Raw genomic sequence first — 26,432 nt, 5'->3', positions numbered from 1 at the left:
ACTGCAGATAGATGCGCGAAGGATGTTTTGCCGTGGCCAAACCCGCAAGTTTGATTGACATCATTTTTGTTTGATGTCTAAAATTATATTCGGTCGTCCGGAGTTCCCCGCAAGGCCGAGGAGGCGAGCATGGCAGAACGCTCTTTCGCGCGCGAGGTGGAGGACCTGAAGCTGGGCGCCGGCCAGGAATTTCGCGGCGAAGGCATCCTCGCGATCACCAAGGCATTGCTCGAATGCGGCGTCAGCTATGTCGCCGGCTACCAGGGCGCGCCGATCTCGCATCTAATGGACGTGCTGTCGGACGCGCAGGATATCCTTTCCGACCTCGGCGTGCATTTCGAATCCAGCGCCAGCGAGGCGACGGCGGCGGCCACCCTTGCCGCCTCCGTGATGTATCCGATCCGCGGCGCAGTCACGTTCAAGGCACCGGTCGGCATCAACGTCGCTTCCGACGCGCTCGCCAACCTGTCCTCGGGCGGCGTAACCGGCGGCGCGCTCATCATCATCGGCGAGGATTACGGCGAAGGCTCCTCCATCATGCAGGAGCGTTCGCACGCCTTTGCGATGAAGTCGCAACTCTGGCTGGTCGATCCGCGGCCCAACGTGGCGTCGATCGTCAAGGCCGTGCACGATTCCTTCGAACTATCCGAGGCGTCGAATACGCCCGTCATGCTGGAGGTGCGGATACGTGCCTGCCATGTCCATGGCCGCTTCGCCACCCGCGACAACGTCCGCCCTGCCTTTCCGCTTTCCCGCGCGCTCGATGCGCCGTCGCGCGACACCAACCGTATCGTGCTGCCGCCCGCCTCGTTCCTGCACGAAAAGGAGAAGATCGAGCAGCGCTGGCCTGCGGCGGTCGAATTCATCCACGCCCGCGGCATGAACGAGACGTTTGACGGCGATATCGACGATATCGGCATCATCATGCAGGGCGGCATGTATAACGGCGTCATCACCGCGCTGCGCGAGGCCGGCCTTGCCGATATCTGGGGCGAGACGCGGGTGCCGCTCTATGTGATGAACGTGACCTACCCGATTGTCGACCGCGAGGTGATCGACTTCTGCCGGGCTAAGAAGGCGGTGCTGATGGTCGAGGAAGGCCAGCCCGAGTTCATCGAGCAGGCGCTGCACAAGATCCTGCGCAACGCCGACATTCCGGCCAAGCTGCACGGCAAGGATCTGTTCCCGATGGCCGGCGAATACACCGCGCAAGTCATGGGCGCAGCGATCGGCGCCTTCATCCGCCGCTGGCGGGCGGATGCGCTGCCGGATTCCGCGCGTGCGCCGAACATCGACCGCGTCGAGGTCGACGACAAGATCCGCGCGCTGGCCGACGTGGTGCCGCCGCGACCACCGGGCTTCTGCACCGGCTGTCCGGAGCGGCCGATCTTTTCCGCGATGAAACTCGTGGAAAAGGAGCTCGGCCCGCACCATATCGCCGCCGATATCGGCTGCCATTTGTTCTCGATCCTGCCGCCGTTCAATATCGGCGCCACCACCATGGGATACGGACTCGGTCCTGCATCGGCCTCGGCTTTCAACGTTCCGGCGAGCAAGCGCTCGATCTCGATGATGGGCGACGGCGGCTTCTGGCATAACGGCCTGACCAGCGGCGTCGGCAACGCCGTCTTCAACCAGCACGACGGCGTGATCGTCGTGGTCGACAATTACTATTCGGCCGCGACCGGCGGCCAGGACATCCCCTCCTCGCGCGCCGACAACCGTTCGCGCTCGACCAAGCATCCGATCGTCGAAGCGGTGAAGGGCGTCGGCGCCAAGTGGGTGCGCCAGATCGACCGCACCTATGACGTCACGCGCATGCGCGACACCCTGCGCGAGGCGCTGACGACGGAGGATAAGGGACCGAAGATCATCGTCGCCTCGTCGGAATGCATGCTGAACAAGCAGCGGCGCGTGAAGCCGCTGGTGGCGGCCGCCGCCAAGCGCGGCGAGCGCATCGTGCGCGAGCGCTTCGGCGTCGACGAAGACACCTGCTCCGGCGACCACGCCTGCATCCGCCTGTCCGGCTGCCCGTCGCTGTCGGTGAAGCCTACCAGCGATCCCCTGAAGGACAATCCGGTCGCCGCCGTCGACAATAGTTGCGTCGGCTGCGGCCATTGCGGCGAGGTCGCGGACGCTGCTGTCCTGTGTCCCTCCTTCTATCGTGCCGACGTCGTTTCCAATCCGACCGCCTTCGAAGCGCGGCTCGACCGCATCTGGCAACGGATGATCGGCGCGTTGCAGCGCTGGCGGGCGGGACGGCGGGTCACGTTCGAGCAGGAGGCGGCATGAACGTCTCGGTCGCCCCCTCCTCCATCGCGCTCAGTCAGGCTCGCCCCATCACCGTCGCGGTGCTCGCGATGGGCGGCCAGGGCGGCGGCGTGCTGGTCGACTGGATCGTGGCGCTGGCCGAGCGGCGCGGCTGGTTCGCGCAATCGACCTCGGTGCCCGGCGTCGCCCAGCGCACCGGCGCCACCATCTATTACATCGAGATGATCGCGCCCGACGCCGGCAAGCCGGATCGTTACCCCGTGCTGTCGATGATGCCGGCGCCGGGCAAGGTCGACATCGTGATCGGCGCCGAATTGATGGAGGCCGGCCGCGCCATCCTGCGCGGGCTGGTCTCGCCCGACCGCACGCTTTTGATCGGCTCCTCGCACCGCTCGCTGGCCGTGAGCGAGAAGACCGCGCCCGGCGACGGCACCGCCGACGCGTCGCAGGTCTATGAGGCGGCCAATGTCGCCGCCAACCGCTTCATCGCGTTCGACATGTCCGAGATCGCCGATGCCACCGGCAGCGTGGTTTCCTCGGTATTGTTCGGTGCGCTCGCGGGCTCCGGCGCCCTGCCCTTTACGACCGAGGATTTTGAGGCCACGATCCGCTCAGCCGGTGTCGGCGTCGATGCCAGCCTGCGCGCCTTCACCGCCGGCCGCGAGCGGGCGGTTGCCACGCTCAAGCAGGATCCCAAGATCAAACCGACGGCAAAACCGCCGCTCGCCAAACGCTTTCCGCGCCTTGAACCGATCGGCCACGCTGGCTATGACGCGCTGGTCGCGCGGGCGCAAGCGATGCCGGCAGAGCTGCACGGCATCGTCGCGGCCGGCCTGCAACGCGTCGTCGATTATCAGGACGTCGCTTATGGCCGCGAATATCTCGACCGGCTGGAAGCGATGCCGCGCGACGCGATCGGGCTGCTGCAGGCCTTTGCCAAATATCTCGCCATTGCGATGGCCTATGACGACGTGATCCGCGTGGCGGATCTCAAGACGCGCGCGGGACGATTCGACCGGGTGCGCCGCGAGGCGCGGGCCGGCGATGACCAGATCCTCGGGATCACCGAGTTCTTCCATCCGCGGATCGAGGAAATGGCGGGGTTGCTGCCGCCGCGGCTCGGCGAAAAGGTCGAGCGTAGCAAAGGGCTCGCCCGGCTCGTTGATCGTGGACGAAAATTGCGCGCGACCTCACCTCCGGCGTTCCTGATGCTGTACTGCGTGGCAGGCTTGCGGCGATTCCGTCGGCGCATGCTGCGGCATTCGCGAGAGATGCGCCATCTCGATCAATGGGCGCAACGCGTCCGGAAGTTCGCCGCGAGTGATACAGCGCTCGCGACCGCCGTGTGCGAGGCCCGCCGCCTCGTCGGCGGCTACTCGGACACCCACTCCCGCGGTGAATCGAAATTCGACAAGGTCATGCTGGCGTCCGAGCGCCTGGCCGGCCGGCCCGATGCCGCCGAATGGGTGCAGCGGCTGACCAAGGTCGCGCTGAAGGACGCCGATGGCACTGAGCTCGACGGCGCGTTGCGTACCGTCGAGACGCTGTTCGAGGACGCCTGAGGATGGATCAATTCGAAGTCGTGGTGTCGAAGGCCGAAGCGCTCACGCCGCGCATACGTGAATTCGTGCTCGCGCGCGCCAACGGCGCCCCGATGCCGGGCTGGGCCGCGGGCGCTCATATCGACGTCCATCTGCCCGATGTCGGCCGGCGTTCCTATTCGCTGATCGAGACAATTTCGCCGCGTGCGGCCGCCGAACATCCGACCGCCTATCGCATCGCCGTGCTGCAGGAAAGCAAGAGCCGCGGCGGCTCCAACTTCATGCACGGCCTCAAGACCGGCGATCGCCTGACGATCTCCCCGCCGGCGAATAACTTTCCGCTCGGCGTGGGTGCGGGCGAAGTCGCGCTTGTCGCGGGCGGGATCGGCGTGACGCCGCTGCTCGCGATGGCCTGCGAACTCTGCGCGGCGAAGCGGCCATTCTCGTTCTATTACGCCGGACGCAGCCGCAGCGAGCTCGCCTTTCTGGGCGACATCGAGCGACTGGCCAGCGCAAGCGCGACCATCCACGCCGACGACGAAGCCGGACGCTTCTTCGACCTCGAGAGCCTGATGACGCGGCTCGCGCCCGACGTGCCGCTCTATCTTTGTGGGCCGCTGCCGATGATCGAAGCGTCCATCGCGCTGGCGAAGCGACTGAACTGGCCGCAAGGGCGGCTGCATTTTGAAATCTTCACCGCGCCCGAGGAGAAGTCCGGCGATGCCGGTTTCGAGGTCGAACTCAAGGGCAGCGGACGCGTCTTCGAGATTCCTGCCGGCAAGACCATCCTCGACGTGCTGCTTGAGGCCGGCGAAGACCCGATGCATGACTGCAAGCGCGGCGATTGCGGGATCTGCCAGACCACGGTCATCGATGGCATCCCCGATCATCGCGACTACATCTTGAGCGAAAGTGAGAAGGCGTCGAACAAGGTGATGCAGATCTGTGTTTCGCGCGCGAAAACCAAGCGACTCGTGCTCGACTTGTGATGGAGGAACGCATGACCCGATACGCCGGCAACGCCGCTGCGCTTCGCGCGCTGGTCCGCGAGCAGGAGGTTCACCGCGACGTCTATGTCAGCGAAGAGGTGTTCCAGCTCGAAATGGAGCATATGTTCCCGAATAGCTGGGTCTATGTCGGCCATGACAGCCAGGTCCCCAATGCCGGCGACTATTTCGGCACCACGATCGGCACGCAGCCGGTGCTGCTGGTCCGCCATACCGACGGCAAGGTGCACGTGCTGCACAACCGCTGCCCGCACAAGGGCACGCGCATCACGTCCGAGACCTGCGGCAACACCGGAAAATTCTTCCGCTGCCCCTACCACGCCTGGAGCTTCAAGACCGACGGCTCGCTGCTCGCGATCCCCCTGAAGAAGGGCTACGAGAACACCGGCTTCGAACAGAGCCACGCCGCGCCTGGCATGGCGCCAGTGCGCCACGTCCGCAACTATCGCGGCTTCGTGTTCGCCAAGATCAACGGCGGCGGCCTCGATTTCGAGGAGTTCTTCGGCGAAAGCCTGTCGAGCTTCGACAACATGATCGACCGTTCGCCGGCCGGCCAGCTCAAGGTCGCCGGCGGCGTGCTGCGTTACATGCACAATTGCAATTGGAAGATGCTGGTCGAAAACCAGACCGACACCTGCCATCCGATGGTCGCGCATGAATCCTCCGCCGGCACCGTGGTCGAGGTCTGGAAGAAGGCGCCGCCCGGCACCAAAAAGCCGATGGCGGTCGAGATCATCGCCCCCTTCATGAGTCCGTACGAGTTCTTCGAGAACATGGGTATCCGGATCTGGGACAACGGCCACGGCCACACCGGCGTGCACCACTCGATCCACTCCGATTATTCGGCAGTGCCCGGCTATTTCGAGAAGATGACAGCCGCCTATGGCGAGGAACGCGCCAAGGCTATCCTCGGCGAGAACCGGCACAACACCGTCTATTTCCCCAACATCATGATCAAGGGACCGATCCAGTTGTTGCGGCACTTCAAGCCGATCGCGGCCAACAAGACGCTAGTCGAGTCCTGGACGTTCCAGCTCGTCGATGCGCCCGACATGCTGCTCGAACGCACGCTGATGTACAACCGGCTTATCAATGCGCCGACCTCCATCGTCGGCCATGACGACCTCGAAATGTATGAACGGGCGCAGGAAGGCCTGCACTCGAACGGCAACGAGTGGGTGAACCTGCAGCGCCTCTACAGCCCCGACGAAGCCGAACAGACCAACGTGGCGGTCAACGGGACCAGCGAGTGGCCGATGCGCCATCAGTTCCGGGCGTGGTCCAAGTTCATGACGATGGGGATGTGACATGAGCATGCTCGCCGAGGCTCCCCTCAAGAATGCGGTCCCCACCGATCAGGAGTTGATCGACTTCGTGGTTCGCGAGGCGCGACTGATCGACCAGCAGCGTTTCGACGAATGGCTCGACATGTACGCCGACGACGCCTTCTACTGGATGCCGCTGGAATGGAATCAAACCGATCCGCGACTGACCTGCTCGCTGATGTACGAGGACAAGCTGTTGCTCTCGATCCGGGTCGAGCGGCTCAAGGGCGCGCGGACTTTTAGCCAGAAGCCGAAGAGCCGCTGCCATCACGTATTGCAGACGCCGCAGGTCGATTCGCGCGACGCCGCCGCCAACAGCTATGTTACCTGGACGGCGATGCATTATGTGGAGACTCGCCTGGAAGAGCAGACGCTCTATGCGGCCTGGGCGACACATCATCTCAGCGTCGAAGACGGCAAGCTGAGGATCAAGCTGAAGCGCGTCGACCTGATCAATTGCGATGCTGCCTTCGGCAACATCCAGCTCTTCATGTGACGGAGGATGAGCGTGGTCCATCACACGGCGATCGTGAGCGGCGGCAATACCGGCATTGGCGCTGCGATCGCGCGCGGACTACTGGCCGAGGGCTATGACGTGATCTCGCTGTCGCGGCGCAAGCCCGACTGGAGCCATCCAAAACTCTCCTCGCGCGAGGTCGACCTGCTCGATGCGACGGCGACGCGGCAGGCGGCAGACGAGATCGCGGCAAAAGTTGCGATCACCCACGTCGTTCACAATGCCGGCGCGATCCGCGCCAAGCTGCTGGAAGAGGTCGCCGACGAGGACGTCGGCGCATTAGCGCAACTGCATTTCGGCGCCGCGATTGCGCTGGCGCAGGCGGCGCTGCCGGGCATGAAACAGGCTCGCTTCGGCCGCATCGTGCTGCTGTCGTCGCGCGCCGCGCTGGGAGCTGCCACACGCACGGTCTATTCGGCGACCAAGGCCGGCATCATCGGCATGGCGCGGACCTGGGCGCTGGAACTCGCCCCTTTTGGAATCACCGTCAATGTCGTCGCACCCGGCCCGATCGGCGATACCGAGATGTTCGAGAGCGTGATGTCGCCGGAATCCGAACGCGCCAGGAAGCTGGCACAGTCGATTCCGCTCGGCCGCCTCGGCAAATCGGCCGACGTCGCGCGCGCAGTCACGTTCTTCAGTTCACCTGATGCCGACTTCATCACCGGGCAGACACTTTATGTCTGCGGCGGAGCCAGCATCGGATCGATTTCCATCTAGCCCGGTGAGACCCAAGCCATGGATGCCACAGTCAAACGAAAGGCCCGATCCCCGAAGAGCGCACGCGGGCAAGCGTTGCGGCCGGTCGAGCCGGCGCACGAATCCGACGGCGCGCATCTGGAATTGCGAATCTGGCTGCGGCTGCTCTCCTGCGCCACCCGCATCGAGAAGGCGCTGAACGCCCGGCTACGCAAGGAGTTCAACACCACGCTGGCCCGCTTCGACCTGCTGGCACAGCTCACGCGTAAGCCTGAAGGCGCGACCATGTCCGAGGTTTCGGACCTCCTGATGGTTTCAAACGGCGCGATCACCGCGCTGGTGCAGAAGCTGGAAGCTGATGGCTTCATCCATCGCGAGGTCGATTCCGAGGACCGCCGCACCTTTCGCCTGCGCCTGTCGCAGGAAGGCGCCAGGGAATTCAGCCGGATGGCGCGCCGGCATGAGGAATGGGTGATTGCCCTGATCGGCGAACTGTCACACGTCGCGCAGTCGGATCTGTTGCAACATCTGACGCTGCTCAAGCGGCGCCTCGACAAGCATTCCTGACTTAGACCCCAGGCGAAGGCGCGAGCCTGCGCTTGAAGAACGCCAGGATTTCATCGCGGGCCGCGATCGTCGGCTGGCCGGCCTCATCGATCAGGTGTGCGGTGACGACGCTATGCGGGGTCGTGACGTGGCGCTCGAAGAACGGCGCAAGATCGGTATTCGCCGCGCTGTCCGGAAGCACCCGCCCGATGAAGCGATCACCGAGCGCCTCCGCATAGGCCGCAAAGCGTTGCGCCATGCAGAACTTGTCGCCCGCGAAGCGATAGGCCAGCACCGTCAGATCTTCCCTGTCGAGCCGTTCGCGAACGGCCCTGACTTCGTCGGGTGCGATTTCAATACCTGCCGGATTGTTCAGCGGCAGCGACGGCTGCGAGAGCACCGGCGCCAGCATCGACGGTTCGAGCATCATGGTCAGCGCAAAATTTCCCGTAAAGCACATCCCGATGGCGCCGACGCCGGGACCGCCGCACTCGCCATGCGCAAAATGCGCCAACGAACGCAGCCATTTTGTCACCGGACTGGATTCGTTTGCGGCCAAAGCGCGAAACTCGGCGCTCACACAGGCGCGCTGAAAGATCGCGGCGCCTTCCTCCGCGCCTGGAACGGCACCATCGCGGCCGAACAGCGACGGCATGTAGACGGTGAAGCCGGCGTCGCGGACCCAGCGGGCAAACCGCGCGACGTGCGGGCTGATGCCCGGCATCTCCGTCATCACGATGACGGCAGGCCCTGCGCCGGCCACGTAGACGACCTTGCTTACGCCATCGAGCGTGATATCGCGGCGCGTGAAATCCTCAAGCGGATCGTCCTGCTTCATGGACCGTTTCGGCATCGGCGCAATTCCTTGTTGGTCGATGAATACCGGACAGGGCCATAGCGCAGGGCTGAAAGTGCCTGCAGCCAATGCTCTCCGGGGGATGTCTTCACAGATATCATTGCGATTTCGAGGCCGGCAGGCTAGTGTCAAAATTGACATTAATCGGGTATTTTTTGACATGACCAAAGTCGCGATTGTCGAGATCGAGGGGTGCATGGCCTCGAGCGCGGCGATCACCCACGATGTGATGGCAACGGCCAACCGCATCAGTGCTGCGAAGCGCGTTCCGCCCTTCAAGGTTACGACGGTGCGTTGCGGATCCCGCCGCAGCAGCGTCGACCTGCGCGGAATCGAACTCGTCATCGTCCCCGGTCTTGGCACGGCGACGGCGGACGCACTGGACGTGAAGTTGAAGAGCCCGGCGTGCCGCCACGCGGGCGACATGCTGAGGCGGGCGCACGGACGGGGTGCCATGCTCGCCGCGTCCTGCGCGAGCACCTTCCTGCTGGCGGAGACGGGCTTGCTCGACGGCCGGCGGGCAACCACAACGTGGTGGTTCGCGCCGTTGTTCCGGCAGCGCTATCCCGCCGTCGAACTGCTGACGGAGCAGATGGTGGTCGCCGATTGGCCGATCGCAACCGGCGGCGCAGCCATGGCGCAGATGGACCTGATGCTTGCTGTCGTCGGCCGGTTTGCAGGACCAAGCCTGGCGAAAGCCTGCGCCAACTATCTTCTGCTGGACGGGCGGCGCTCGCAGGCGCCGTTCATGGCGATCAATTATCTGGCGAGCCAGGACCCCAGGATTGCCAAGGCCGAGAAATGGGTGCGCGACAACATCGCGCGCGACTTTGCGATAGAGGAACTCGCCGAAGCCGTCGCGTTGGCGCCACGGACATTTGCCCGGCGAGTTGCAGCGACATGCGGCGTCTCACCGATTCAGTTCGTGCAACGGATCAGGCTGGAGACCGCGCGATTCCTGCTTGAGACCACGCGCCTGTCGGTCGGGCAGATCGCGCGGCAGGTCGGTTATGCGGAGCCTTCCACGCTTCGCCGGCTGATCCGGCGCGATACGAAACACCCGCCCGGACATTTCCGTCCCGCCGCCTGAGTGCCTTCGCTCGCGATGCGCCAGCCTCAGTAACCGAGTATGGCCTTCACCTCGAGATATTCCTCAAACCCGAAGACCCCGAACTCTCGCCCATTGCCGGACTGCTTGTAGCCCCCAAAGGGCAGGCTGCGGTCGAACGGCGCACCGTTGAGATAGACGCGCCCGGCGCGGATGCGGTTGGCGACGGTGCGAGCGCGATCAGGATCGCTGGACTGCACGAAGCCCGCCAATCCGAACGGCGTGTCATTGGTGATCTCGATCGCCTCGTCCTCGGTGTCGTAACTCATGATCGATAGCACCGGGCCAAAGATCTCCTCGCGTGCAATCTTCATGTGCGGCGTCACGTCACCGAACACCGTCGGGCGAACATAGTATCCGCGGTTGACGTCGGATGGCCGCCCCGTTCCGCCAGCCACCAGCGTCGCCCCTTCGTCAACGCCGGACTGGATGAGGTCCTGCACTTTCTCGAACTGCGCCTGGCTCACCAGCGGCCCCATGGTGGACGCCGGATCGAGCGGGTCACCCAGGCGGATCGTGTCGACAGCCTCGCGCGCCGCCGCGAATGCCGCGTCCCGCTGCGCGCGAGGGATAAGCATGCGCGTCGGAGACTGGCAATTTTGGCCGCCGTTCGTGTAACAGGCGTGAACGCCCTGGGTCACGGCAGCTTTCACGTCGGCATCGGCCAGGATGATATTGGCGGATTTGCCGCCCAGTTCCTGCGCGACGCGCTTGACCGTATCCGCCGCAAGCTTGGCCACCCTTACGCCGGCCGTTGTCGACCCGGTGAACGACACCATGTCGATCTCGGGGTGGGCGGCAATCGCCTCGCCTACCGTAGGCCCGTCTCCGTTAACGAGATTGAAGACGCCCGCCGGGACACCCGCGGCGTCGACGATCTCCGCAAACATCATCGCGCTGAGCGGCGCGATCTCGCTGGGTTTCAGGACGATGGTGCAACCGGTGGCGAGCGCCGGCGCGACCTTGGAGGCAACCTGGTTCAACGGCCAGTTCCACGGCGTGATCAGTCCGCAGACACCGATCGGTTCGCGGCGGACGATCCCGTTCCCCATCCGCTCCTCGAACCTGTAGTTCGCAAGCACGCGCGCAGCCTCTTCGAAATGAAACAGCGCGACGGTCGCCTGACGCTCGGTGGCAAACGTGATCGGCGCGCCCATCTCCAGGGTCATCATCCGCGCCAGCTCCGGCAGACGCGCCCTAAAGACCTCGATGATCTTCTGAAGCCAGAACAGACGCGCTTTGACATCAGTTACGGAATACGTCGCGAAAGCGCGGCGTGCCGCCTTGGCGGCCCGATCCACGTCCAGCCTCGAGCCCAGGCTGATCTGCGCGAATGTCTCCTCCGTCGCAGGGTTGACTATTCCGAGGGTTGAGGGCGTAGCTGGATCGACCCAGGCGCCGTCGATGTAGAATTTCAATTTTTCCATCGTCCCCTATCCGTGACATCAGCACTGCGGCGTGATTGGTGTTTCCGCTCTAAAGGTGCCTACCCTCGTCCACCGGCACCACAATTCCCGTCGAGCTGGTCAGGTTGACGATGCAGGCTACCGTCGCCCTTGCGACATCATCGGGCGTGGTGACGTGGGCCAGCGGCAATTTTTCCGCAATCTTCTGCAACTGTTCGCGGCTCCGGCCGGCGACAAAATCCGTATCCACACCGGCCGGCGAAACCGAGAACACGCGGATCTTCGGCGCGAGTACTTTCGCGAGCGCGATCGTGAGCGCGTCGACGCCCGCTTTTGCCGCCAGATAGGCCAGGCTGCTGCCCAAACCCGTGCGCGCCGCAATCGACGAGATGTTCACGATGGCCGCTCCGCTGCCGCGTTCCAGCAGCGGACGAAAGGCGCGAACCATGGCGAATGGCCCGCGCAGATTGAGCGAAACAGTCCGGTCGAAGATATCGTCCGTCAGTCCGTCAAGATCGGCGGCGGGCACAGGGGTGGTGGCGCCTCCGCAATTGACCAGCACATCGAGCCGCCCGTACTGCTTGTCCACGGCCGCCGCGGCCTCGGAGATGGAAGCCGGATCGTCGATCGCGATGCGCATCGCGAGATGCCCGCGGCCTTGCAAGCCCCCGACCACCTCTTCGGCCTGCCCGCGGCGGCTGTTGTAGCCGACCACGACAGCCGACCCCATGGCGGCAAGCCGCGCCGCCGTCGCCTTGCCGATGCCACTGTTGCCGCCCGTGACGAGCGCAACTTTCGGAATCGACAGCGCAGGAATTTCAATAGCAGTCATCTATGGCGGCCTCACATCGTGATCTTTGCAGCCTCGATCACGGGACGCCATTTGGTGCGCTCGCCGTCGATGAATGCCTTGAGGTCGTCGGGAGAGCCCCCGACGCCTTGCAGCGAGTTTTGTTCGAGGATGGTCTTGCCCTTGTCGCTCCTGAGGAAGCCGTTCACCGCATTGTTCACCTTGCCCACGATGTCCTGCGGCGTTCCGGTGGGAGCTACGATCGCGTACCACGCCGTCGCCTCGAATCCCCTGAATCCCGCTTCCTGCACCGTCGGCACATCGGGCAGTTGCGCGACGCGCTGGCTCGTCGTCACGGCCAGCGCGCGGACCTTGCCGCTAGCCACCAGCGGCAGATAGGTCGGCATGAAATCCATGGCGACGTTGACTTGTCCGCCCAGCAGATCCGTGATCAGCGGCGCCGAGCCGCGATAAGGCACATGTGTCATCTCCACGCCGGCGAACTGCTGGATCAGCGCCGAGGTAATGTGCCCGAGCGTGCCGTTGCCGGGATGGCCGACATTGACCTTGCCCGGGTTCTGCTTGGCATAGGCTATCAGGTCGGGAAGCGTCTTCGCCGGAAAGTCTGATGTCGCCGCGATAATCAACGGAGACTTGGCGACGAGCACGACCGGCATGAAATCGCGCTCGGAATCGTAAGCCAGGCCCTTGTACATGAACTTGTTGAGCGCGATCGGCGCCGGAGTCCCGAACAGCCACGTATGGCCGTCGGCAGCCGCTTTGGCGACCGCCGTCCCGCCGAGATTGCCGCCCGCACCCGCACGGTTTTCGACGATGAACTGCTTGCCGAAATCTTCGCTCAGCGCGTGCGCGACGGCGCGCGCCAGCGTGTCGACGGCGGCGCCGGCCGGGAACGGCACCACCATGGTAACCGGACGGTTCGGCCACTCCTGCGCGACGGCGTGGTGACATGGCGCAATGGCTAATGCGAGGCCGACGAGGCCGAAAGAGAGCAGGCGCATGTTTCCTCCGAATTGCGTACGGGCTCGCGTTGGCACCAGCGCTTATTCTGCAGCAAACTTGTCCAGGCCCTTGCGGCCCAACCATTTGGATAATTCGTCCGCAACGGCTTCGTTATTGAGATCGGCAAAGGCGATGTGCGTGTTGCCACGCAGGCCCGCGTCGGGCAGCAGCAAAACCTCGCAATCTCCGCCGTGACGATTGACGATATCGCAGAAGGTCTTCGCCACCTCGACTGAGGTTTTCCAGATGGGTCGCGTGTCGGTGTAGTCGCCGAACACCATCTGGATCGGAAACTTCGTCAGCTTCATGAACTCGGCCAGCGGCACGGCATTGGGACCATACGGCGCATCCGGCTTGGGCGCGGGCCCCTCGCCCTCCGGGAAGACGAAGCCCGGGGTTTCGTAGGCAACGATGCCCTTCATGTTGCCGCTTTTTGCCTTCAGTGCCGACAACAACGCGCGCCAGCCGCCCGCGGAATTGGTGACGGCAATGACGGGGCCGATCTTGTCGATGGCCTGGCCGCCGGCCTCCGCCTGCAGCAATGCATTCTCGAGTGTATCGAACTCGTCGTAACGGGCGCGCGTCGCCTGATTCCAGGCTTCCTTGTCGGCGGTCGGAAACTGCAGGCCCGGATGCCAGTTGAGGTGGGTCAGGCCGAAACGCCAGGCGGCAAAGTTGCGTTGATCGAAATAATCAGGCGTGTAGGTGATCGGCTCGCAGCTCCAGTTCGCGCGACCGACGCGCGGACCGTCCCACAGGTAAACCGGATATCCCCTGCGCAGGAAAATGCTCTTGTAGCCTTCACCGCCGTCCCAGCGATTTTCCCACACCTTCGTGCTGGAACTGTGCCACATGATCAGGCCGACGCTGCGCCTCTTCGCGGGGATGAAATACTCGACGTAGCCGTGGTCGCAGGAGAGCGTCTGGCTGGGGTCACCGGGCTTGGCGACGACCTTGCCGCCCACTTCATACGCGCCGGTCGATTCCAGGATGATCGGCGGCTTCGGTGGTTTGCGCCCCTCTTCGGCGACGGTCGCGTTGCTTAGTCCAGCGAACAGCAATGCCGCAGCAAACGGCTGCAACTGCTTCCAGCCTTTCAAACGGCGTCCACCGCAACTCATGATCTGCCTCCTCCCCAAATGGTGCGCGCCGCTTCTCGCGGTTTTTGCGCTTGTCTTGCTATGCGGCGTTCTGCGCGGCCGACTGGCTCATCGGAAGATTCAGGAACCGTGCGGCGTTGTCGCTGATGAGCTTCCGGATGGCGGTGCTCGGCATTTGCAGATCAAGCAGGATCTGCGTGATGCTGCGGAAGCCATCCACCGGACGCTGCGACCCCTGCAGCCCGAGGTCGGACGACAGGATCGTATTGTCGACACCGGCCACTTCGATCAGGTGCGCGAGATCATCCGGGCTGTATTTTAAGGATTTACCCTCGATGAACATGCAGATCGAATGTTCCATCTTGACGCCGCGCGCGACCAACTGGCGGATATCGGTGTCGTTGCAGCCGACAATATAGGTCGGGTGGTTGACCATCATCTTCTTGACGCCGCGCCGCGCCGCCTCGTCGAACAGGATATGCAACTCGCTGGCCGGCAGATGACCGCCAGCCAGGATGATGTCCGCCTCGGCAATGAGGTCGATGACCTTCTTCGTGTCATCCGTGAGCTTGCCGTTGGCATCGAGCGCGGAAAGCGGGATCGGATCAAGCATCTTCTGCGCGGTCTTTGGAAAGGTCGAGTTTCCGGCCGCCATGGCGTTGATATGGTTCTCCGCCGACAGCGTCGGCATCCAGACGATCTTGGCGCCGAGCTTGATGGCATGGTCGACGGCGTGAGGGTTGATGCCGCCCGACGCATTGTTCAGCACAATGCCTGAAAACAGCTTCACATTGGTTTCGGGAAACAACTTCTCCAAGAGGATCGCATGCGCCATGCCGGCGTAGAAGTGATCCTTGTAGAGCACGGCACGGAATTTCGCGGCCGCCGCATCGAGCAGTTCCTCATGATGATCGAGAATGCGTGGCATGGCCGCCGGACCGCTATGGCAGTGCAGATCGATCGCACCGACCAGAAGCTCGGCGACCTCAGCCGCCCGCGACAGCGTCGGCAACGGCACGGTGGTTGGATAGGACACTTGCTTGTCGGCCATGGTGGGGGCCCTTTCGATTGAAAACGTATCAGGCAGCGGATTTGCCGGCGGGGCTTTGCACGGGCATCGGATAATCGTCCTCGTTCAGCACCCAGCCCGGCTTGGCCGAAAAATCCATGCGCGGCGGGCAGAAGATGTCGACGAGAACATTGAGCTTGGGATCGACGGCCTGCGAGGTGTGAATGGAGGGCGGCGGAATCACGGCGATCGAAGGCGATCCGCAGCTCTCGTGATCGTCGTCGCGCCACTGGGCCATGTCGGTCGTCCATGGCCAGCGCAGGTGGTGAATGAAGGTGCCGGCCAGCGCCAGCGAGCATTGCTCGAAATCGTCATGGTGGTGCGGCGACATCTTGCTCGGATCGCGCGGGCCGTTCTTCGGCTCGAGGAAGTTCACCATGAAGGTCGAACAGCGGAAGATCCGCCCGAACCGGCCCGGCGTTGCCGCGACGTCGAGGCTGTAGGTGCGGATTTTAGGACCCCCCGTCGCCTCCGGCCACGGCTCGAACGGCGGCAGATTGGGATGCGGCGTCGCGTAGGACGCGGCGTTGGAGCACAGCATTGCGAGATCTTCCGATCGCGTCGTCACCATGCGCACCACCTTGGCAGCGCCTAGCAGCGTGACGGCGCTTGCGCCCGCCGGCACGAAACTGATGGAGTGACCGCCGACGACCTTACGCTCGTTGCCCCACACGATCTCGGCGCCCGCACCTGGATCGGGAAGCAGCACGACATATTCGTCGGGCTGGTTGGTCCGGCTCAGCAAGGCGCCCTTGTCGGCGTCGCTATAGGCGATGATGAAATTCTGGCCGCGGGCGTACCAGGTACGCGCGCCGTTTTGATTCTCAGCTGGCGGCGTTTCGTAGAATTTCGCATATTCCGCGCCCGCAAAGTGGGTGGCGGCGGGTTTGGTGCCGACCGGAGCAGCGGCGAGCGCCGCGCGGGGATCAGAGCTGTGATACATGTGAGCCATCCGTGGTTTGAACGAGGGTTTTGAAATCGGTCAGCGTTTGCGCCGCGGCCCGGCGCATCTGGCCCTGATCCGACGAGATGATGAAGGCGCTGGCGCCGAGGCCGGCGAAATCCTTGGCTTCCGCCGCGCTCGCCACCATCACGCAGACCGGCTTGGCGGCTTTCTTTGCCGCCGCGATGATCCTGATAACCGCATCCTTCACGGACGCGTCGGCCGACGACTTGGCGCCAAGCGCAACGGTGAGATCGCCACGACCGATGAAGAGCCCGTGGATTCCGTCGACGGCAGCGATGGCGTCGATGTGATCGAGCGCTTCAGGATCCTCGATCATCGCGATCGCGCAGACCGATGCATCCTGTTCATCGACAAGGGACCACATCGGGGTGCCGCCATAAGCGCCGGCGCGGGCCGAGCCGGAATAGCCGCGCCGTCCGCCGCGGTATCGCGCGGCGGCCGCAACCGCGCGCGCCTTCTCGACCGTCGCAACGTGGGGCACCAGCACGCCAGTTGCGCCGCAGTCGAGGCACGACAGGATCTTGGCCGGATCGTCCGACGACACCCGCACGATGCCGGCGAGGTTGCTGGCGCGCGCGGCGAGCAGCATGATATCGGTCATCGCGCGGTCGATCGGCGCGTGTTCCTCGTCGATCACGACGAAATCGTAGCCGAGCGCGCCAAAAATCTCGGTAGCATGCGTGGTCGGCGTCTTGATGAACGTGCCGACGACGGTCTGCCGCGCGGAGAAGCGGTGGCGGAATGACGAAAAATGCGGCCTGACGACGTCTCCGGACACGGCTGTTCCTCCCCGCCATCTGCTCGGGGCCGTCCTTTAGAAGAACGGACTCCGACGTGGCTTGGCGAAAACCATTGCAGCGCGGGCGGCGGTGGGCCATAGCTAATTCAAAGCGTTCCACCAGGTGGAATTTCAAAATGCCGCTCAAATCCGACACCGTCGAAGCCGCCTCCCGCACGCTCCTGCTGCTGGAGGAACTCAATCGCCACCGCGTCACCTCGATCGACCGCCTGCACAAGGCGACCGGGTTGCCGAAGTCGACGGTGGTGCGGTTGATGAAGTCGCTATGCGCGATGGGCTATGCCGCCAACGACCGGCGGCAGGGCGGTTACGCGGTAGCTTCCCGGGTCAAATCGCTGAGCAACGGCTTTCACGGCGATCCGCTGGTGGTCGAGGCCGCGCGCGCATGGGCGCTCGCCTTCACGCGACAATATCACTGGCCAATCGCCATCGCTGTCCTCGACAGGAGTTCTGTCGTGGTTCGCTTCAGCACCATTCCCGACAGCCCGGTCTCGCCGTTTCACGGCACCCTCAACATGCACCTCAGCCTGCTCGGGCGGGCGCTGGGGCGCGCCTACCTGGCATTCTGCCCCATGAGCGAGCGGTCGATGCTGCTCGACATGCTCACACGGTCGCAGGAGAGCGAAGACAAACTCGCCACGGAGCGAAAGCGGGCGTTGTCCTTGCTGGCCGCGATCCGCAAGCAAGGTTTCGCCGAACGCGACCCGATGGTGGAGCCGCGCTCGTCCGGCACGATCGCAATTCCCATCATCGTCAACCAGCGCGTGCTCGCCACCGTCGGCATGACCTATTTCACCTCGGCGCTCGACCGCGCGGACGTCGTCCAGCGCTACGTGCCTCTTGTGAAGGCGCTGGCCGACAACATCGCCGCAAGTGTTTCGTCGCTGCAGCAATAGAGGCTGCGCTTGACCGTATCCGTCGTGAGTCGGCCTTGACGGCCCGGAGCAATTCCGAAACCCTGTCGCGTATTCCGGGGACTGATTTCGGTGTCCGCTTTCGCCCACGGCCAGGATCGATAGACTCTTTCCGGCAGCGGACGGTTACCGGAAGTGGCACCACTATTGCTTGCGGGCAATAGGCGTGCGAGGAGAAGGACACAGTATGATCCGCGTGTTTCTTGATCGAATCTACCTTTTCTCCGGCTATCTCGCCGGACTTTTCCTGATTGCGATTTTTGTGCTGATGCTGCTGTTGTCGGGCGGCCGGCCGCTCGGCGTCAATATTCCGGCGGGCGATGATTTCATCTCCTGGTGCATGGCGGCGACGGCCTTCCTCGGGCTCGCGCATACCTTCAAGCACGGCGAGATGATCCGCGTCGGCCTCTTGATCGATCGCCTCAACGACAACGTCCGCCACTATGTCGAGATCGCAGCGCTCCTCGTCGGCGTCGGCTTCATCGGCTTTTTCGCGTGGCATGCTGCGATCATGACCTGGCAATCCCTTAAATTTTCCGACATTTCGCAAGGCGTCATCGCGGTGCCGCTGTGGATTCCGCAGCTCGGCTACAGTGGCGGGCTGGTGATACTCTTCATCGCTTTCGTGGATGAGCTGGTCCATGTCCTGCGCGGCTTCGCGCCGCGCTACGAATTGCCGAAGCCGACGAGCGCCGAGGAGATCGTCGAACGCGCCATGCAGAGTGGGGTCTGACATGGAGCTTCTCTCCATCGCCGCTATCCTGCTCGGATTTCTTGCGCTGCTGCTCGGTGCCGGCGTCTGGATCGGCGTCGCCTTGATGGCGACTGGATGGGCCGGCATGCAGTTCGCCGGCGGCGCCATTCCGGCGGGCAGCGTGCTTGCGACAACGGTGTGGGGCAACAGCGCGTCGTGGTCGCTCGCGGCCTTGCCACTCTTCATCTGGATGGGCGAAATTCTGTTCCGCACGCGGTTGTCGGAGGAAATGTTTCGTGGATTTGCGCCCTGGCTGAACTGGCTGCCGGGCCGGCTCATGCACGTCAATGTGCTCGCCTGCGGTGTATTCGGTTCGGTATCGGGATCATCGGCCGCGACCTGCGCCACGGTTGCCAAGATTGCGCTACCGGAATTGAAGAAGCGCGGCTATGACGAAAACCTGAGCCTCGGCTCTCTCGCCGGTGCAGGCACGCTCGGCATTCTCATCCCGCCGTCGATCACCATGGTGGTCTACGCCGTGCAGGCGAACGTCTCCATCATTCAGGTTTTCCTCGCCGGATTTCTGCCGGGCCTGTTGGTAATGATGCTCTATTCCGGCTACATCGCGATCTGGTCGCTCGCCAATCCGACGCGCACGCCGCCGGCCGATCCGCCGATGAGCCTTCGCAGGCGCATCGCAGAATCGCTCAATCTTATTCCTTGTCTGCTGCTGATCGTTTTCGTTTTTCTGTCATTGCTGATGGGCTGGGCGACGGCAACGGAATGCGCGGCCTGGGGCGTGCTGGGCTCGCTCGCCATCGCATGGTGGCAAGGCGCGCTGAGCTGGGAATCGTTCTGGGCGAGCGTCATGGGCGCGACGCGGGTCAATTGCATGATCCTCTTGATCCTCGCGGGCGCCTCCTACATGGGCACGTCGATGGCCTATACCGGCATCCCATTGGCGCTCGCAAACTGGGTGAACGGCCTCCAGCTCAGTCCCTATGCACTGATCGCGGCGCTGACCGTCATGTACATCGTGCTCGGCACGGCACTCGACGGCATTTCCATGATCGTGCTGACCACCGCCATCGTTATTCCGATGGTGAAGCAGGCCGGCTTCGACCTCGTCTGGTTCGGCATTTTCCTGGTGCTGGTGGTGGAAATGGCGGAAGTCTCTCCGCCCGTCGGTTTCAATCTGTTCGTCCTGCAGACCATGAGCGGCAAGGATTCCAACACGGTCGCCAAGGCCGCCCTGCCGTTCTTCTTTTTGCTCGTTCTGGCGGTTGCCATCATCACGGTCTTTCCTGCTATCGTGATGCTGCTGCCGCGGATAGCATTCCCTGGCTAGAGAAAGGTATTGTCATGTTCAGGCTTATTAAGACGTGCGCTATGGCCGCCTGCGTGGCGGCGCTTGCCGCTCCCGCACTTGTCGTTCCAGCAGCGGCGCAGACCAAATGGAATCTCCCGGCCGCCTATCCGGCGGACAATCCGCATTCGGTGAACCTGATCGCGTTCGCCAAGGACGTCGGTGACGCCACCGGCGGCAAGCTGCAGATCACCGTGCATGCCGCCGCCTCGCTGTTCAAGGCGCCGGAAATCAAGCGTGCGGTCGCCACCGGACAGGCGCAGGCCGGCGAGGTTCTGATCTCGCTGCATGAGAACGAGGATCCGATGTTCGGCATCGATGTCATCCCGTTCCTGTCGACGAGTTACCCGGCAGCCAAGAAGCTATGGCTTGCCTCGAAACCCGCAATCGAAAAGAAGCTCGCATCGCAAGGCTTGATGCTCCTCTTCGCGGTGCCGTGGGGTCCGCAGGGCATTTATGCCAAGAAGGACCTTGCCACCGTTGAGGATATGAAAGGCTTGAAGTGGCGCGCCTATAATGTCGGCACCTCGCGCATCGCCGAGCTTGTCGGCGCGCAGCCTGTCACCATCCAGGCGGCGGAACTGCCGCAAGCATTGGCTACCGGCGTTGTGAACGCGTTCATGACCTCAGGCTCGACCGGCTACGACAGCAAGGCGTGGGAAACCATGACGCATTTCTATGATACGCAGGCCTGGATTCCGAAGAACGTTACCTTCGTGAACAAGGCGGCTTTTGACGCGCTCGACAAGCCGACCCAGGACGCGATCCTCAAGGCGGCGGCGGTCGCCGAAGAACGCGGCTGGAAACTCGCGGAAGAAAAGGCGAAGTGGTATCTCGAACAGCTTCAGGCCAACAAGATGAAGGTGCTGCCGCCGCCTCCGGCGCTGAAGACGGGTCTTGAGAAGATCGGGGAGCAGTTGACGGCCGATTGGCTCAAGAAGGCCGGCCCCGATGGTGAAGCCGTGATCGCCGCCTACAAGAAGTAAGACGATCGTTATTGTGCTCCAGTCGCGTCCGGCATTCGATTGCCGGACGCGACTTCACCCGGCTTCGATGCACGCTTCCATGACCCTGTCGATCTCGGCGGTCGAGAGAACACCAATCTCGGCAATGAATACCATCCGCGCCCGCGCTACCCCGGCCGGCAGTGCCCCGGCCGGCAGCGCCCCGCCCGGTGCCAACGTCGCGCGCCCGCCGGCGAGCTGAAATACCGTCAGCCGCCCCGGCTGCTCCACGGTCTCGAACAACCCCTTCGCCCGGGCGAGCTTCGGCGCCAGCCGGCCGATCGCCTGCTGCAGCCGCGGGAGCGACACCAGATGTTCCGATGTCCAGCTCAGCGTCTCGAACCGGTCAACTGCCGGCCGTCGCGGCCCCATCTCGCGCGGCGCGGGCACGCGGTCCAAATCCGCGGGGAACAGCAGCGCTGCGGGGACTTCGCCATGCAGGGCATCGACCACCACCGCCGCCGGACGCAGTGCCCGGACGACATCGCGCAGCTTTGCGCGACCCGCCGCGTCCACCAGGTCCACCTTGCTCAGCGCCACCACGTCGGCTGCCCGCAGCTGAGAGCGCAGCAACGCGTCGTTCAACGCTTCTTCAGTTGTCGTCGTGTCCACCACACATAGCACCGTTTCCAGCGGCGCCTCCCGCCAGATCATCGGATCCATCAGGTTGCGCACGATATCCGAGGGATCGGCGACCCCGCTGGTTTCGATCACGATGAACTCCGGCCGCGGATCACGCCGCAGCAGGGCGGCGAGCGTGCGCAAGAGATCGCCTTCCAGCGAGCAGCAGATGCAGCCGTTGCTCAGGCTGACCACCCCATCGCTGGCGCCCGCGACCAGCTCCGCATCAATGTTGATCGCGCCGAAATCGTTGACCACGGCGGCGATCCGCCGCCCCTCGGCATGCGCCAGCAGGTGGTTCACGACCGTAGTCTTGCCTGCCCCGAGGAAACCGGTGACCAGCAGGATCGGGACCGGCACAATCAACTCTCGGCAATGGGCCGGCGCACCGGCCGGCCGGGCCTCGCCGCCACATCCAGCACGCCATCGCTGATTAGCGGCTCGCCGCTGACCACCAGATGCCGGACGCCCTCTGACGGACGGTTCATCGCCGAGAAAGTCGCCCGGTCCGTCAGCGCCTCGAAATCGAACACGACAATGTCGGCATCCGCGCCTGGCTGCAGCCTTCCCTTGGTACGCATCGCGGGCGTGCTGTGGGAAAGGATCTCCGCCGGGATCAGCGCGCATTTGCGGACGCCTTCCAGCAGCGACAGCGTCTTGCGCTCACGCACCCACTCGCGGATGAAACGGGTGAAGCAACCCGCCGAGCGCGGATGCGAGGTGGCGTCGTCAGGCAGCGGCCAGGCGTCGCCGGTGTAAGCGCTGCCGTCCGACAGCGTCCAGGGCATCGCGTCGGACGCGATCGCGCCGCCGGGATAGAGCACCGATATGTCCAGGAGGTCACGATGGTGCGGATTGTTCTCCGTATCCAGGATATGCCACAGCACCAGCGTGGACGGCTCCTCCGCCTGCGCTGCCAGCAGCTCCTTGCGGTCGCGGAAGCGCCGCCCGTCGGTCACCCGCTGCACCGAATCGTAGCCTAGTCCATTGCGCGCCTCGAAATCCGGATCGCTGAAGAAGGCCGCCGCCAGCACCGTCGAACCGGTGCCGTACGGATAGGCCTCCACCGTGATCGGCAGGCCCTGCGCCTGCGCCTTGGCCACCAGCACGGCGCACCGCTCCACGTCGGTCTTGCTGGAGGAGTTGAAGTGGCAGATGTGCATGTGCGCGCCGGTGGCGCCGGCATAGCCGATCAGGCGGATATAGGCCTCGGCGGCGCTTTCCGGGTCGATGCGGGACATGTAGGCTACGTGGGTGAAGGTCGCGACATCATGCGCCGCCGCGAGCTGGCACACCGCGGTCAGCTCCTGCACGCCGGCGCCCGGGGCATAGGCGTTGAGGATGCCGATGCCGATGCCACCCTCGTTCAATCCAATTGCAAGGCGGTCGAGGATGCCGGCCACCTCCGTGTCGCTGGCCACGTTGTCGATCCAGCGGCGATCGCGCATGGCATTGCCGAACGCCTCCAGCGAGCTTTCCGCGTTGGAGCCGGTCATCGCGCCGATGCGCGCAAAAGCCCAGTTGGCGGCGGCGCCGTAGTTCAGCACGCGCCCATGCGCGGCCTGGCGCCGATACCAGGATGCGACCGGCAATACGCCCGCCTCGAGGTCGAGCGTCGTCGTCACCCCGTCGAACGCCTGCATGCGGTCGGCCGGGATCGACTGGCCGTGCGCGTGCAGGTCGATGAAGCCAGGAGCCACCACCAGCCCGGTCGCGTCGATCACCCGTTCGGCGCCGCCGAGCCCGGTGCCGACAGCGGAGACCTGGCCATCCACCACCGCCACATCGCCAATGGCGTCCATCCCGCTCGCCGGATCCACCACCCGGCCGCCACTGATCACCAAACTACCCATATCGCCGCTCTCCCACGCAAGAACTTTAGGCTCCGGCAAGGCCGGCAGCCACTCCGCAGACACCCAGGGCCGGCTACGTGCAGGCCGTCTTTCCAATAGAGGCAGATTTTCGGGTCGACGACCACCTCCACCGATGCCGACGCATCATGCGTATCGCTCCACATCTTTGGCACTCATCGCGACGGTAGCCTCGTCAGAGGGGACGGGAAGATTTGGGGTAAGCGGCCAACAGCGGGAACCAGCTGTAACTCCGTTACCACATTCGCGAGTTCAGTGTTGTTGTGCTCGCGGCGCTACAGACTCTGCGCAAACCATCAGCAAGTGTGCACGACGGGGGGCCACCAAAGCGGCGCGGTGGTTGCGGGCTCGTCGAGGGCTACGTGGTTTGACCTCTACGAGTCCGCACGCTCCGTTTTTCGAGCGCACACGCTACGATCTATAGATTCTTGGAGAGAGCGGAGGGATTGAAATGCGCAAACGTCCCGCTACGGCTACTTCAGCTGATTTCAACTTCGTCAAAGCGTATTTCGAGCTGAAGAAATTACGAGAAGACATTGAGTGCATCGAAAGATCATCGAGGCCGGCCTCAAGCCAAGCGACGGTAGCGGGTCGCGATACATCCAGGGGTGATGATCGCATTCAAGACGTTTTGCGGTCTTAGTGCCCCCAACCTGCAATCAAGAATTTTCGAAGGTCGGGTTAAATAGAGGCAGATCCTCGGACCGACAACCACCTCCGGAGATGCCGGCACCTGATGCATATTGCTGCACAATTCATCCCGGCGGCATGCTAAACCGCCAGCATGTCTGAAATCTCGACAGATGAGGGGCAGCCGCTGCCGTTCGACAAACTGGCGAAGGCGATCGCGGAACGCCGGTCTCTCTATGGCCGCGCCAGCGGACTTCGCATCGATCGTGCCGAGCGCGGCGAGGCCTGGTCCAGCCTGCCCTACCAATCCGTCTTCGCCGGCGACACGGAAACCGGCGTGATCCACGGCGGCGTGGTCACCGCCATGCTCGACGAGAGTTGCGGCATGGCGGTGCAGCTGGCGCTCGACGGCAACCGCGCGATCGCGACGCTTGATCTGCGCATCGACTACCAGAAGCCGGCCAAACCCGGTCTCGATATCAAAGCGCATTCGATCTGCTACCACGTCACGCGTTCCATCGCCTTCGTGCGCTCGACCGCCTATCAGGAAACCGAGCAGGATCCTGTCGCGACCGCCGCCGCGTGCTTCATGATCGGCGCCAACCGCACGAACATGCTGCAGGACTGGGAAGCGCATGAGGTGCCGGTCCTTGACGCGCCCGAAGATAACTCAGGCCCATTCGCCAAAAGCCCGTTTGCCCGCTGCCTCGGCATCCGCCCCACTGAAGACGGCGCGCTGCGCATGCCTTTCTCGCCGAAGATCATCGGCAATCCGGTGCTGCCCGCCATCCACGGCGGCATCACCGGTGCCTTCCTGGAAACGACTGCGATTGTCGGTGTGGCGCGCGAACTCGGCATTGCAACGCCGCCAAAGCCGATCGGGCTGACCATCAACTATTTGCGTTCGGGACGTGCGCTGGACAGCTTTGCGAATGTTTCAATCGTCCGACAGGGCCAGCGCATCGTCGCCTTCCAGGCGCAGGCCTGGCAGGAGGATGCGGCGAAGCCGATCGCTACCGCGTTCGGGCATTTCAAGCTGAGGCAGTCCGGGAAGAAGGAATAGGAAGCTGCGCTTCCGACATGCACACTCCCAAAATATCGAAAACAACCTCATGCAAAGTAGCAGCCGGCCGCCGTCATTCGAAGAAGCAACTTGACACGTCGGGCAAATCAGCGGCATTCCTTCATCATCCCGCAACCTCTGAAATCCCCGTCGCTCCGCAATAGCGGGCTGGTCGGTGCGATTGCGGCTCAAATCCTCACCCACCATTGAAACTGCAGGGATCACCGCGGCGAACGATCGCCTGCGCGTGGCCGAACCGCGCGCTTGCCCCGCGCGCATTCCTCAAGGAATCTCGACATGAACACCGCTCCGGACCTCGCGATGCCAGCGGCGATCGCCGCAACTGACCAGACCAAAGCTGCCGCAGCCCCGCGAATAAAGCTTCAGTCGCACGGCTTCGCCATCGACCATCCCGATCAGGAGCTCGGCGAACGGCTGATGGCTGACACCCTGGGGGTTGCCGATCGCGAAGCGATGCATGGCATTATCAGGCAATTGGTAAAGGCCAGCGTGAGCGGCGAGAGTCCTGACGAGGTCAACCTCTCCTTCATGATTTCGATGGTGAAGAGCATCAAGCCCCGGGATTCCATCGAAGCCATGCTGGTGGCGCAGATGGTTTCCGTTCATGTGATGGCGATGCGATGTGCCCATCACCTTGCGAATGCGGACGATCTCGCCCAGCACGACAGCGCCGCCCGCGCATTGGGCAGGCTCGCCCGCACGTTTCCCGCCCAGATCGAGGCGCTCAACCGCTACCGGAGCCATGGCGAGCCTGCCATCACCGTGCAGAACGTGTCGGTGGGCGATGGCGGCAAGGCCATTGTCGGCAACGTCACGCAGCATGCGCGCGTGATCGTATCGGACAAGGACCCGGCATCCGAAGCGCGGAAGGCGCCGAAGGGCTCGGGCTCCAGGCGAAGGCGCGATTCCGCTGACGCCAAGCGGTAAGCACAGGCGTGAGCGATCACATCAAAAACACCGGCCCGATGCTGGCGAGCCCGCGTTGTGGCGCCAAAACCCGCGCCAGTGGCGCGTGCCGTTCGCCGGCGGTGCACGGCAGGAAGCGCTGCCGCATGCATGGCGGAGCACAGGGGTCCGGCGCGCCAAGAGCAAACCAGAACGCGCGCAAGCACGGCCTGTTCACCAGGGATGCGATCGCCGAGCGAAGGCAGATTCGGGCTTTGTTGGGTGAAACGCGGAAGCTGCTGGGGGAGATGAAGTGAGTGGGTTTCGCAGCCTCGCTGG

Annotated in this window: 25 protein-coding genes; 15 read left to right on the top strand and 10 right to left on the bottom strand. The window is 63.8% G+C overall.

What is annotated here, in order from left to right; translation table 11 throughout:
* Positions 1-129 precede the first annotated feature (129 nt).
* From V1286_RS02320 to V1286_RS02290, 7 genes are read left to right on the top strand one after another with little or no spacing between them, the layout of a single operon-like run.
* Positions 130-2,292, top strand: a complete 2,163-nt coding sequence (locus V1286_RS02320) for an indolepyruvate ferredoxin oxidoreductase subunit alpha (protein WP_334477310.1) — start codon at positions 130-132, stop codon at positions 2,290-2,292.
* Positions 2,289-3,833 carry an indolepyruvate oxidoreductase subunit beta family protein gene (locus V1286_RS02315; protein WP_334477308.1) on the top strand — a complete coding sequence of 515 codons (1,545 nt, stop codon included), beginning with the start codon at positions 2,289-2,291 and terminating at the stop codon, positions 3,831-3,833. The genes V1286_RS02320 and V1286_RS02315 overlap by 4 nt, the downstream gene beginning before the upstream one ends.
* Before the next feature lie 2 nt (positions 3,834-3,835).
* Positions 3,836-4,801: a PDR/VanB family oxidoreductase gene (locus V1286_RS02310; protein ID WP_334477307.1), complete on the top strand. Its 966-nt coding sequence runs from the start codon at positions 3,836-3,838 to the stop codon at positions 4,799-4,801.
* Between the two features lie 11 nt (positions 4,802-4,812).
* Positions 4,813-6,126 carry an aromatic ring-hydroxylating dioxygenase subunit alpha gene (locus V1286_RS02305; protein WP_334477306.1) on the top strand — a complete coding sequence of 438 codons (1,314 nt, stop codon included), beginning with the start codon at positions 4,813-4,815 and terminating at the stop codon, positions 6,124-6,126.
* Between the two features lies 1 nt (position 6,127).
* A complete protein-coding gene (locus V1286_RS02300) occupies positions 6,128-6,640 on the top strand; it encodes an aromatic-ring-hydroxylating dioxygenase subunit beta (protein ID WP_334477305.1) in 513 nt (170 codons plus the stop codon).
* A gap of 12 nt (positions 6,641-6,652) precedes the next feature.
* Positions 6,653-7,381 carry an SDR family NAD(P)-dependent oxidoreductase gene (locus V1286_RS02295; protein ID WP_417021093.1) on the top strand — a complete coding sequence of 243 codons (729 nt, stop codon included), beginning with the start codon at positions 6,653-6,655 and terminating at the stop codon, positions 7,379-7,381.
* Positions 7,382-7,399: 18 nt separating this feature from the next.
* Positions 7,400-7,927: a MarR family winged helix-turn-helix transcriptional regulator gene (locus tag V1286_RS02290; RefSeq protein WP_334477303.1), complete on the top strand. Its 528-nt coding sequence runs from the start codon at positions 7,400-7,402 to the stop codon at positions 7,925-7,927.
* Between the two features lies 1 nt (position 7,928).
* Here the strand turns inward: V1286_RS02290 and V1286_RS02285 are convergent, their stop codons facing one another.
* Positions 7,929-8,759, bottom strand: coding sequence for a dienelactone hydrolase family protein (locus V1286_RS02285; protein WP_334477302.1), 831 nt, complete (start codon positions 8,757-8,759; stop codon positions 7,929-7,931).
* Between the two features lie 163 nt (positions 8,760-8,922).
* Between V1286_RS02285 and V1286_RS02280 the strand changes: the two genes are divergently transcribed.
* The gene (locus V1286_RS02280) at positions 8,923-9,852 is read left to right on the top strand and encodes a GlxA family transcriptional regulator (protein ID WP_334477301.1); all 930 of its coding nucleotides are present in this window, start codon (positions 8,923-8,925) and stop codon (positions 9,850-9,852) included.
* A 26-nt stretch (positions 9,853-9,878) separates the two neighbouring features.
* Here the strand turns inward: V1286_RS02280 and V1286_RS02275 are convergent, their stop codons facing one another.
* Genes V1286_RS02275 through V1286_RS02245 form a run of 7 tightly spaced genes read right to left on the bottom strand, consistent with a single transcriptional unit; the run spans position 9,879 to position 17,003 of the window.
* Entirely contained in the window at positions 9,879-11,297 is a 1,419-nt protein-coding gene (locus V1286_RS02275) for an aldehyde dehydrogenase family protein (protein WP_334477300.1), read from the bottom strand.
* Positions 11,298-11,346: 49 nt separating this feature from the next.
* Positions 11,347-12,108 carry an SDR family NAD(P)-dependent oxidoreductase gene (locus V1286_RS02270; protein ID WP_334477298.1) on the bottom strand — a complete coding sequence of 254 codons (762 nt, stop codon included), beginning with the start codon at positions 12,106-12,108 and terminating at the stop codon, positions 11,347-11,349.
* 11 nt (positions 12,109-12,119) lie between these two features.
* Positions 12,120-13,088 (bottom strand): Bug family tripartite tricarboxylate transporter substrate binding protein, encoded by a 969-nt coding sequence (locus tag V1286_RS02265; protein WP_334477297.1) that lies wholly within the window; start codon positions 13,086-13,088, stop codon positions 12,120-12,122.
* A 42-nt stretch (positions 13,089-13,130) separates the two neighbouring features.
* Positions 13,131-14,210: an alpha/beta hydrolase gene (locus V1286_RS02260; protein WP_334477296.1), complete on the bottom strand. Its 1,080-nt coding sequence runs from the start codon at positions 14,208-14,210 to the stop codon at positions 13,131-13,133.
* Between the two features lie 58 nt (positions 14,211-14,268).
* Positions 14,269-15,240 carry a DUF6282 family protein gene (locus tag V1286_RS02255; protein ID WP_334477295.1) on the bottom strand — a complete coding sequence of 324 codons (972 nt, stop codon included), beginning with the start codon at positions 15,238-15,240 and terminating at the stop codon, positions 14,269-14,271.
* Between the two features lie 28 nt (positions 15,241-15,268).
* Entirely contained in the window at positions 15,269-16,201 is a 933-nt protein-coding gene (locus V1286_RS02250; protein WP_334477294.1) for a cupin domain-containing protein, read from the bottom strand.
* Positions 16,185-17,003 carry an HpcH/HpaI aldolase family protein gene (locus tag V1286_RS02245; RefSeq protein ID WP_334477293.1) on the bottom strand — a complete coding sequence of 273 codons (819 nt, stop codon included), beginning with the start codon at positions 17,001-17,003 and terminating at the stop codon, positions 16,185-16,187. Before V1286_RS02245 ends, V1286_RS02250 begins: the two co-directional genes overlap by 17 nt.
* Before the next feature lie 137 nt (positions 17,004-17,140).
* On the opposite strand from V1286_RS02245, the gene V1286_RS02240 reads away from it, so the two are divergent.
* From V1286_RS02240 to V1286_RS02225, 4 genes are all read left to right on the top strand, one after another.
* On the top strand, positions 17,141-17,920 hold the full coding sequence (locus V1286_RS02240) for a DNA-binding transcriptional regulator (RefSeq protein WP_334477292.1): 780 nt from the start codon (positions 17,141-17,143) through the stop codon (positions 17,918-17,920).
* A 205-nt stretch (positions 17,921-18,125) separates the two neighbouring features.
* A complete protein-coding gene (locus V1286_RS02235) occupies positions 18,126-18,671 on the top strand; it encodes a TRAP transporter small permease (RefSeq protein WP_108520340.1) in 546 nt (181 codons plus the stop codon).
* A 1-nt stretch (position 18,672) separates the two neighbouring features.
* A complete protein-coding gene (locus V1286_RS02230; RefSeq protein ID WP_334477291.1) occupies positions 18,673-19,980 on the top strand; it encodes a TRAP transporter large permease in 1,308 nt (435 codons plus the stop codon).
* Positions 19,981-20,021: 41 nt separating this feature from the next.
* Complete coding sequence (locus V1286_RS02225; RefSeq protein WP_334489499.1) at positions 20,022-20,984, top strand: TRAP transporter substrate-binding protein; 963 nt, start codon at positions 20,022-20,024, stop codon at positions 20,982-20,984.
* 54 nt (positions 20,985-21,038) lie between these two features.
* Here the strand turns inward: V1286_RS02225 and V1286_RS02220 are convergent, their stop codons facing one another.
* Both V1286_RS02220 and V1286_RS02215 read right to left on the bottom strand, forming a co-directional pair.
* Positions 21,039-21,983, bottom strand: coding sequence for a CobW family GTP-binding protein (locus V1286_RS02220; RefSeq protein ID WP_334477290.1), 945 nt, complete (start codon positions 21,981-21,983; stop codon positions 21,039-21,041).
* A 2-nt stretch (positions 21,984-21,985) separates the two neighbouring features.
* Positions 21,986-23,476, bottom strand: coding sequence for an amidohydrolase family protein (locus V1286_RS02215; RefSeq protein ID WP_334477289.1), 1,491 nt, complete (start codon positions 23,474-23,476; stop codon positions 21,986-21,988).
* An 802-nt stretch (positions 23,477-24,278) separates the two neighbouring features.
* On the opposite strand from V1286_RS02215, the gene V1286_RS02210 reads away from it, so the two are divergent.
* The 3 genes from V1286_RS02210 (at position 24,279) to V1286_RS02200 (ending at position 26,410) form a co-directional block, all read left to right on the top strand.
* On the top strand, positions 24,279-25,187 hold the full coding sequence (locus V1286_RS02210; RefSeq protein WP_334477287.1) for a PaaI family thioesterase: 909 nt from the start codon (positions 24,279-24,281) through the stop codon (positions 25,185-25,187).
* A gap of 297 nt (positions 25,188-25,484) precedes the next feature.
* Positions 25,485-26,135 (top strand): hypothetical protein, encoded by a 651-nt coding sequence (locus V1286_RS02205; RefSeq protein WP_334477286.1) that lies wholly within the window; start codon positions 25,485-25,487, stop codon positions 26,133-26,135.
* Positions 26,136-26,173: 38 nt separating this feature from the next.
* Positions 26,174-26,410, top strand: a complete 237-nt coding sequence (locus tag V1286_RS02200; protein ID WP_334489498.1) for an HGGxSTG domain-containing protein — start codon at positions 26,174-26,176, stop codon at positions 26,408-26,410.
* Positions 26,411-26,432: the final 22 nt, after the last annotated feature.

Origin of the sequence: Bradyrhizobium algeriense (assembly GCF_036924595.1) — a bacterium.
Taxonomy (GTDB): Bacteria; Pseudomonadota; Alphaproteobacteria; order Rhizobiales; family Xanthobacteraceae; genus Bradyrhizobium; species Bradyrhizobium algeriense.
Note: the sequence above shows the minus strand (reverse complement) of the source record. Positions and strands in the feature narration are given on the sequence as shown.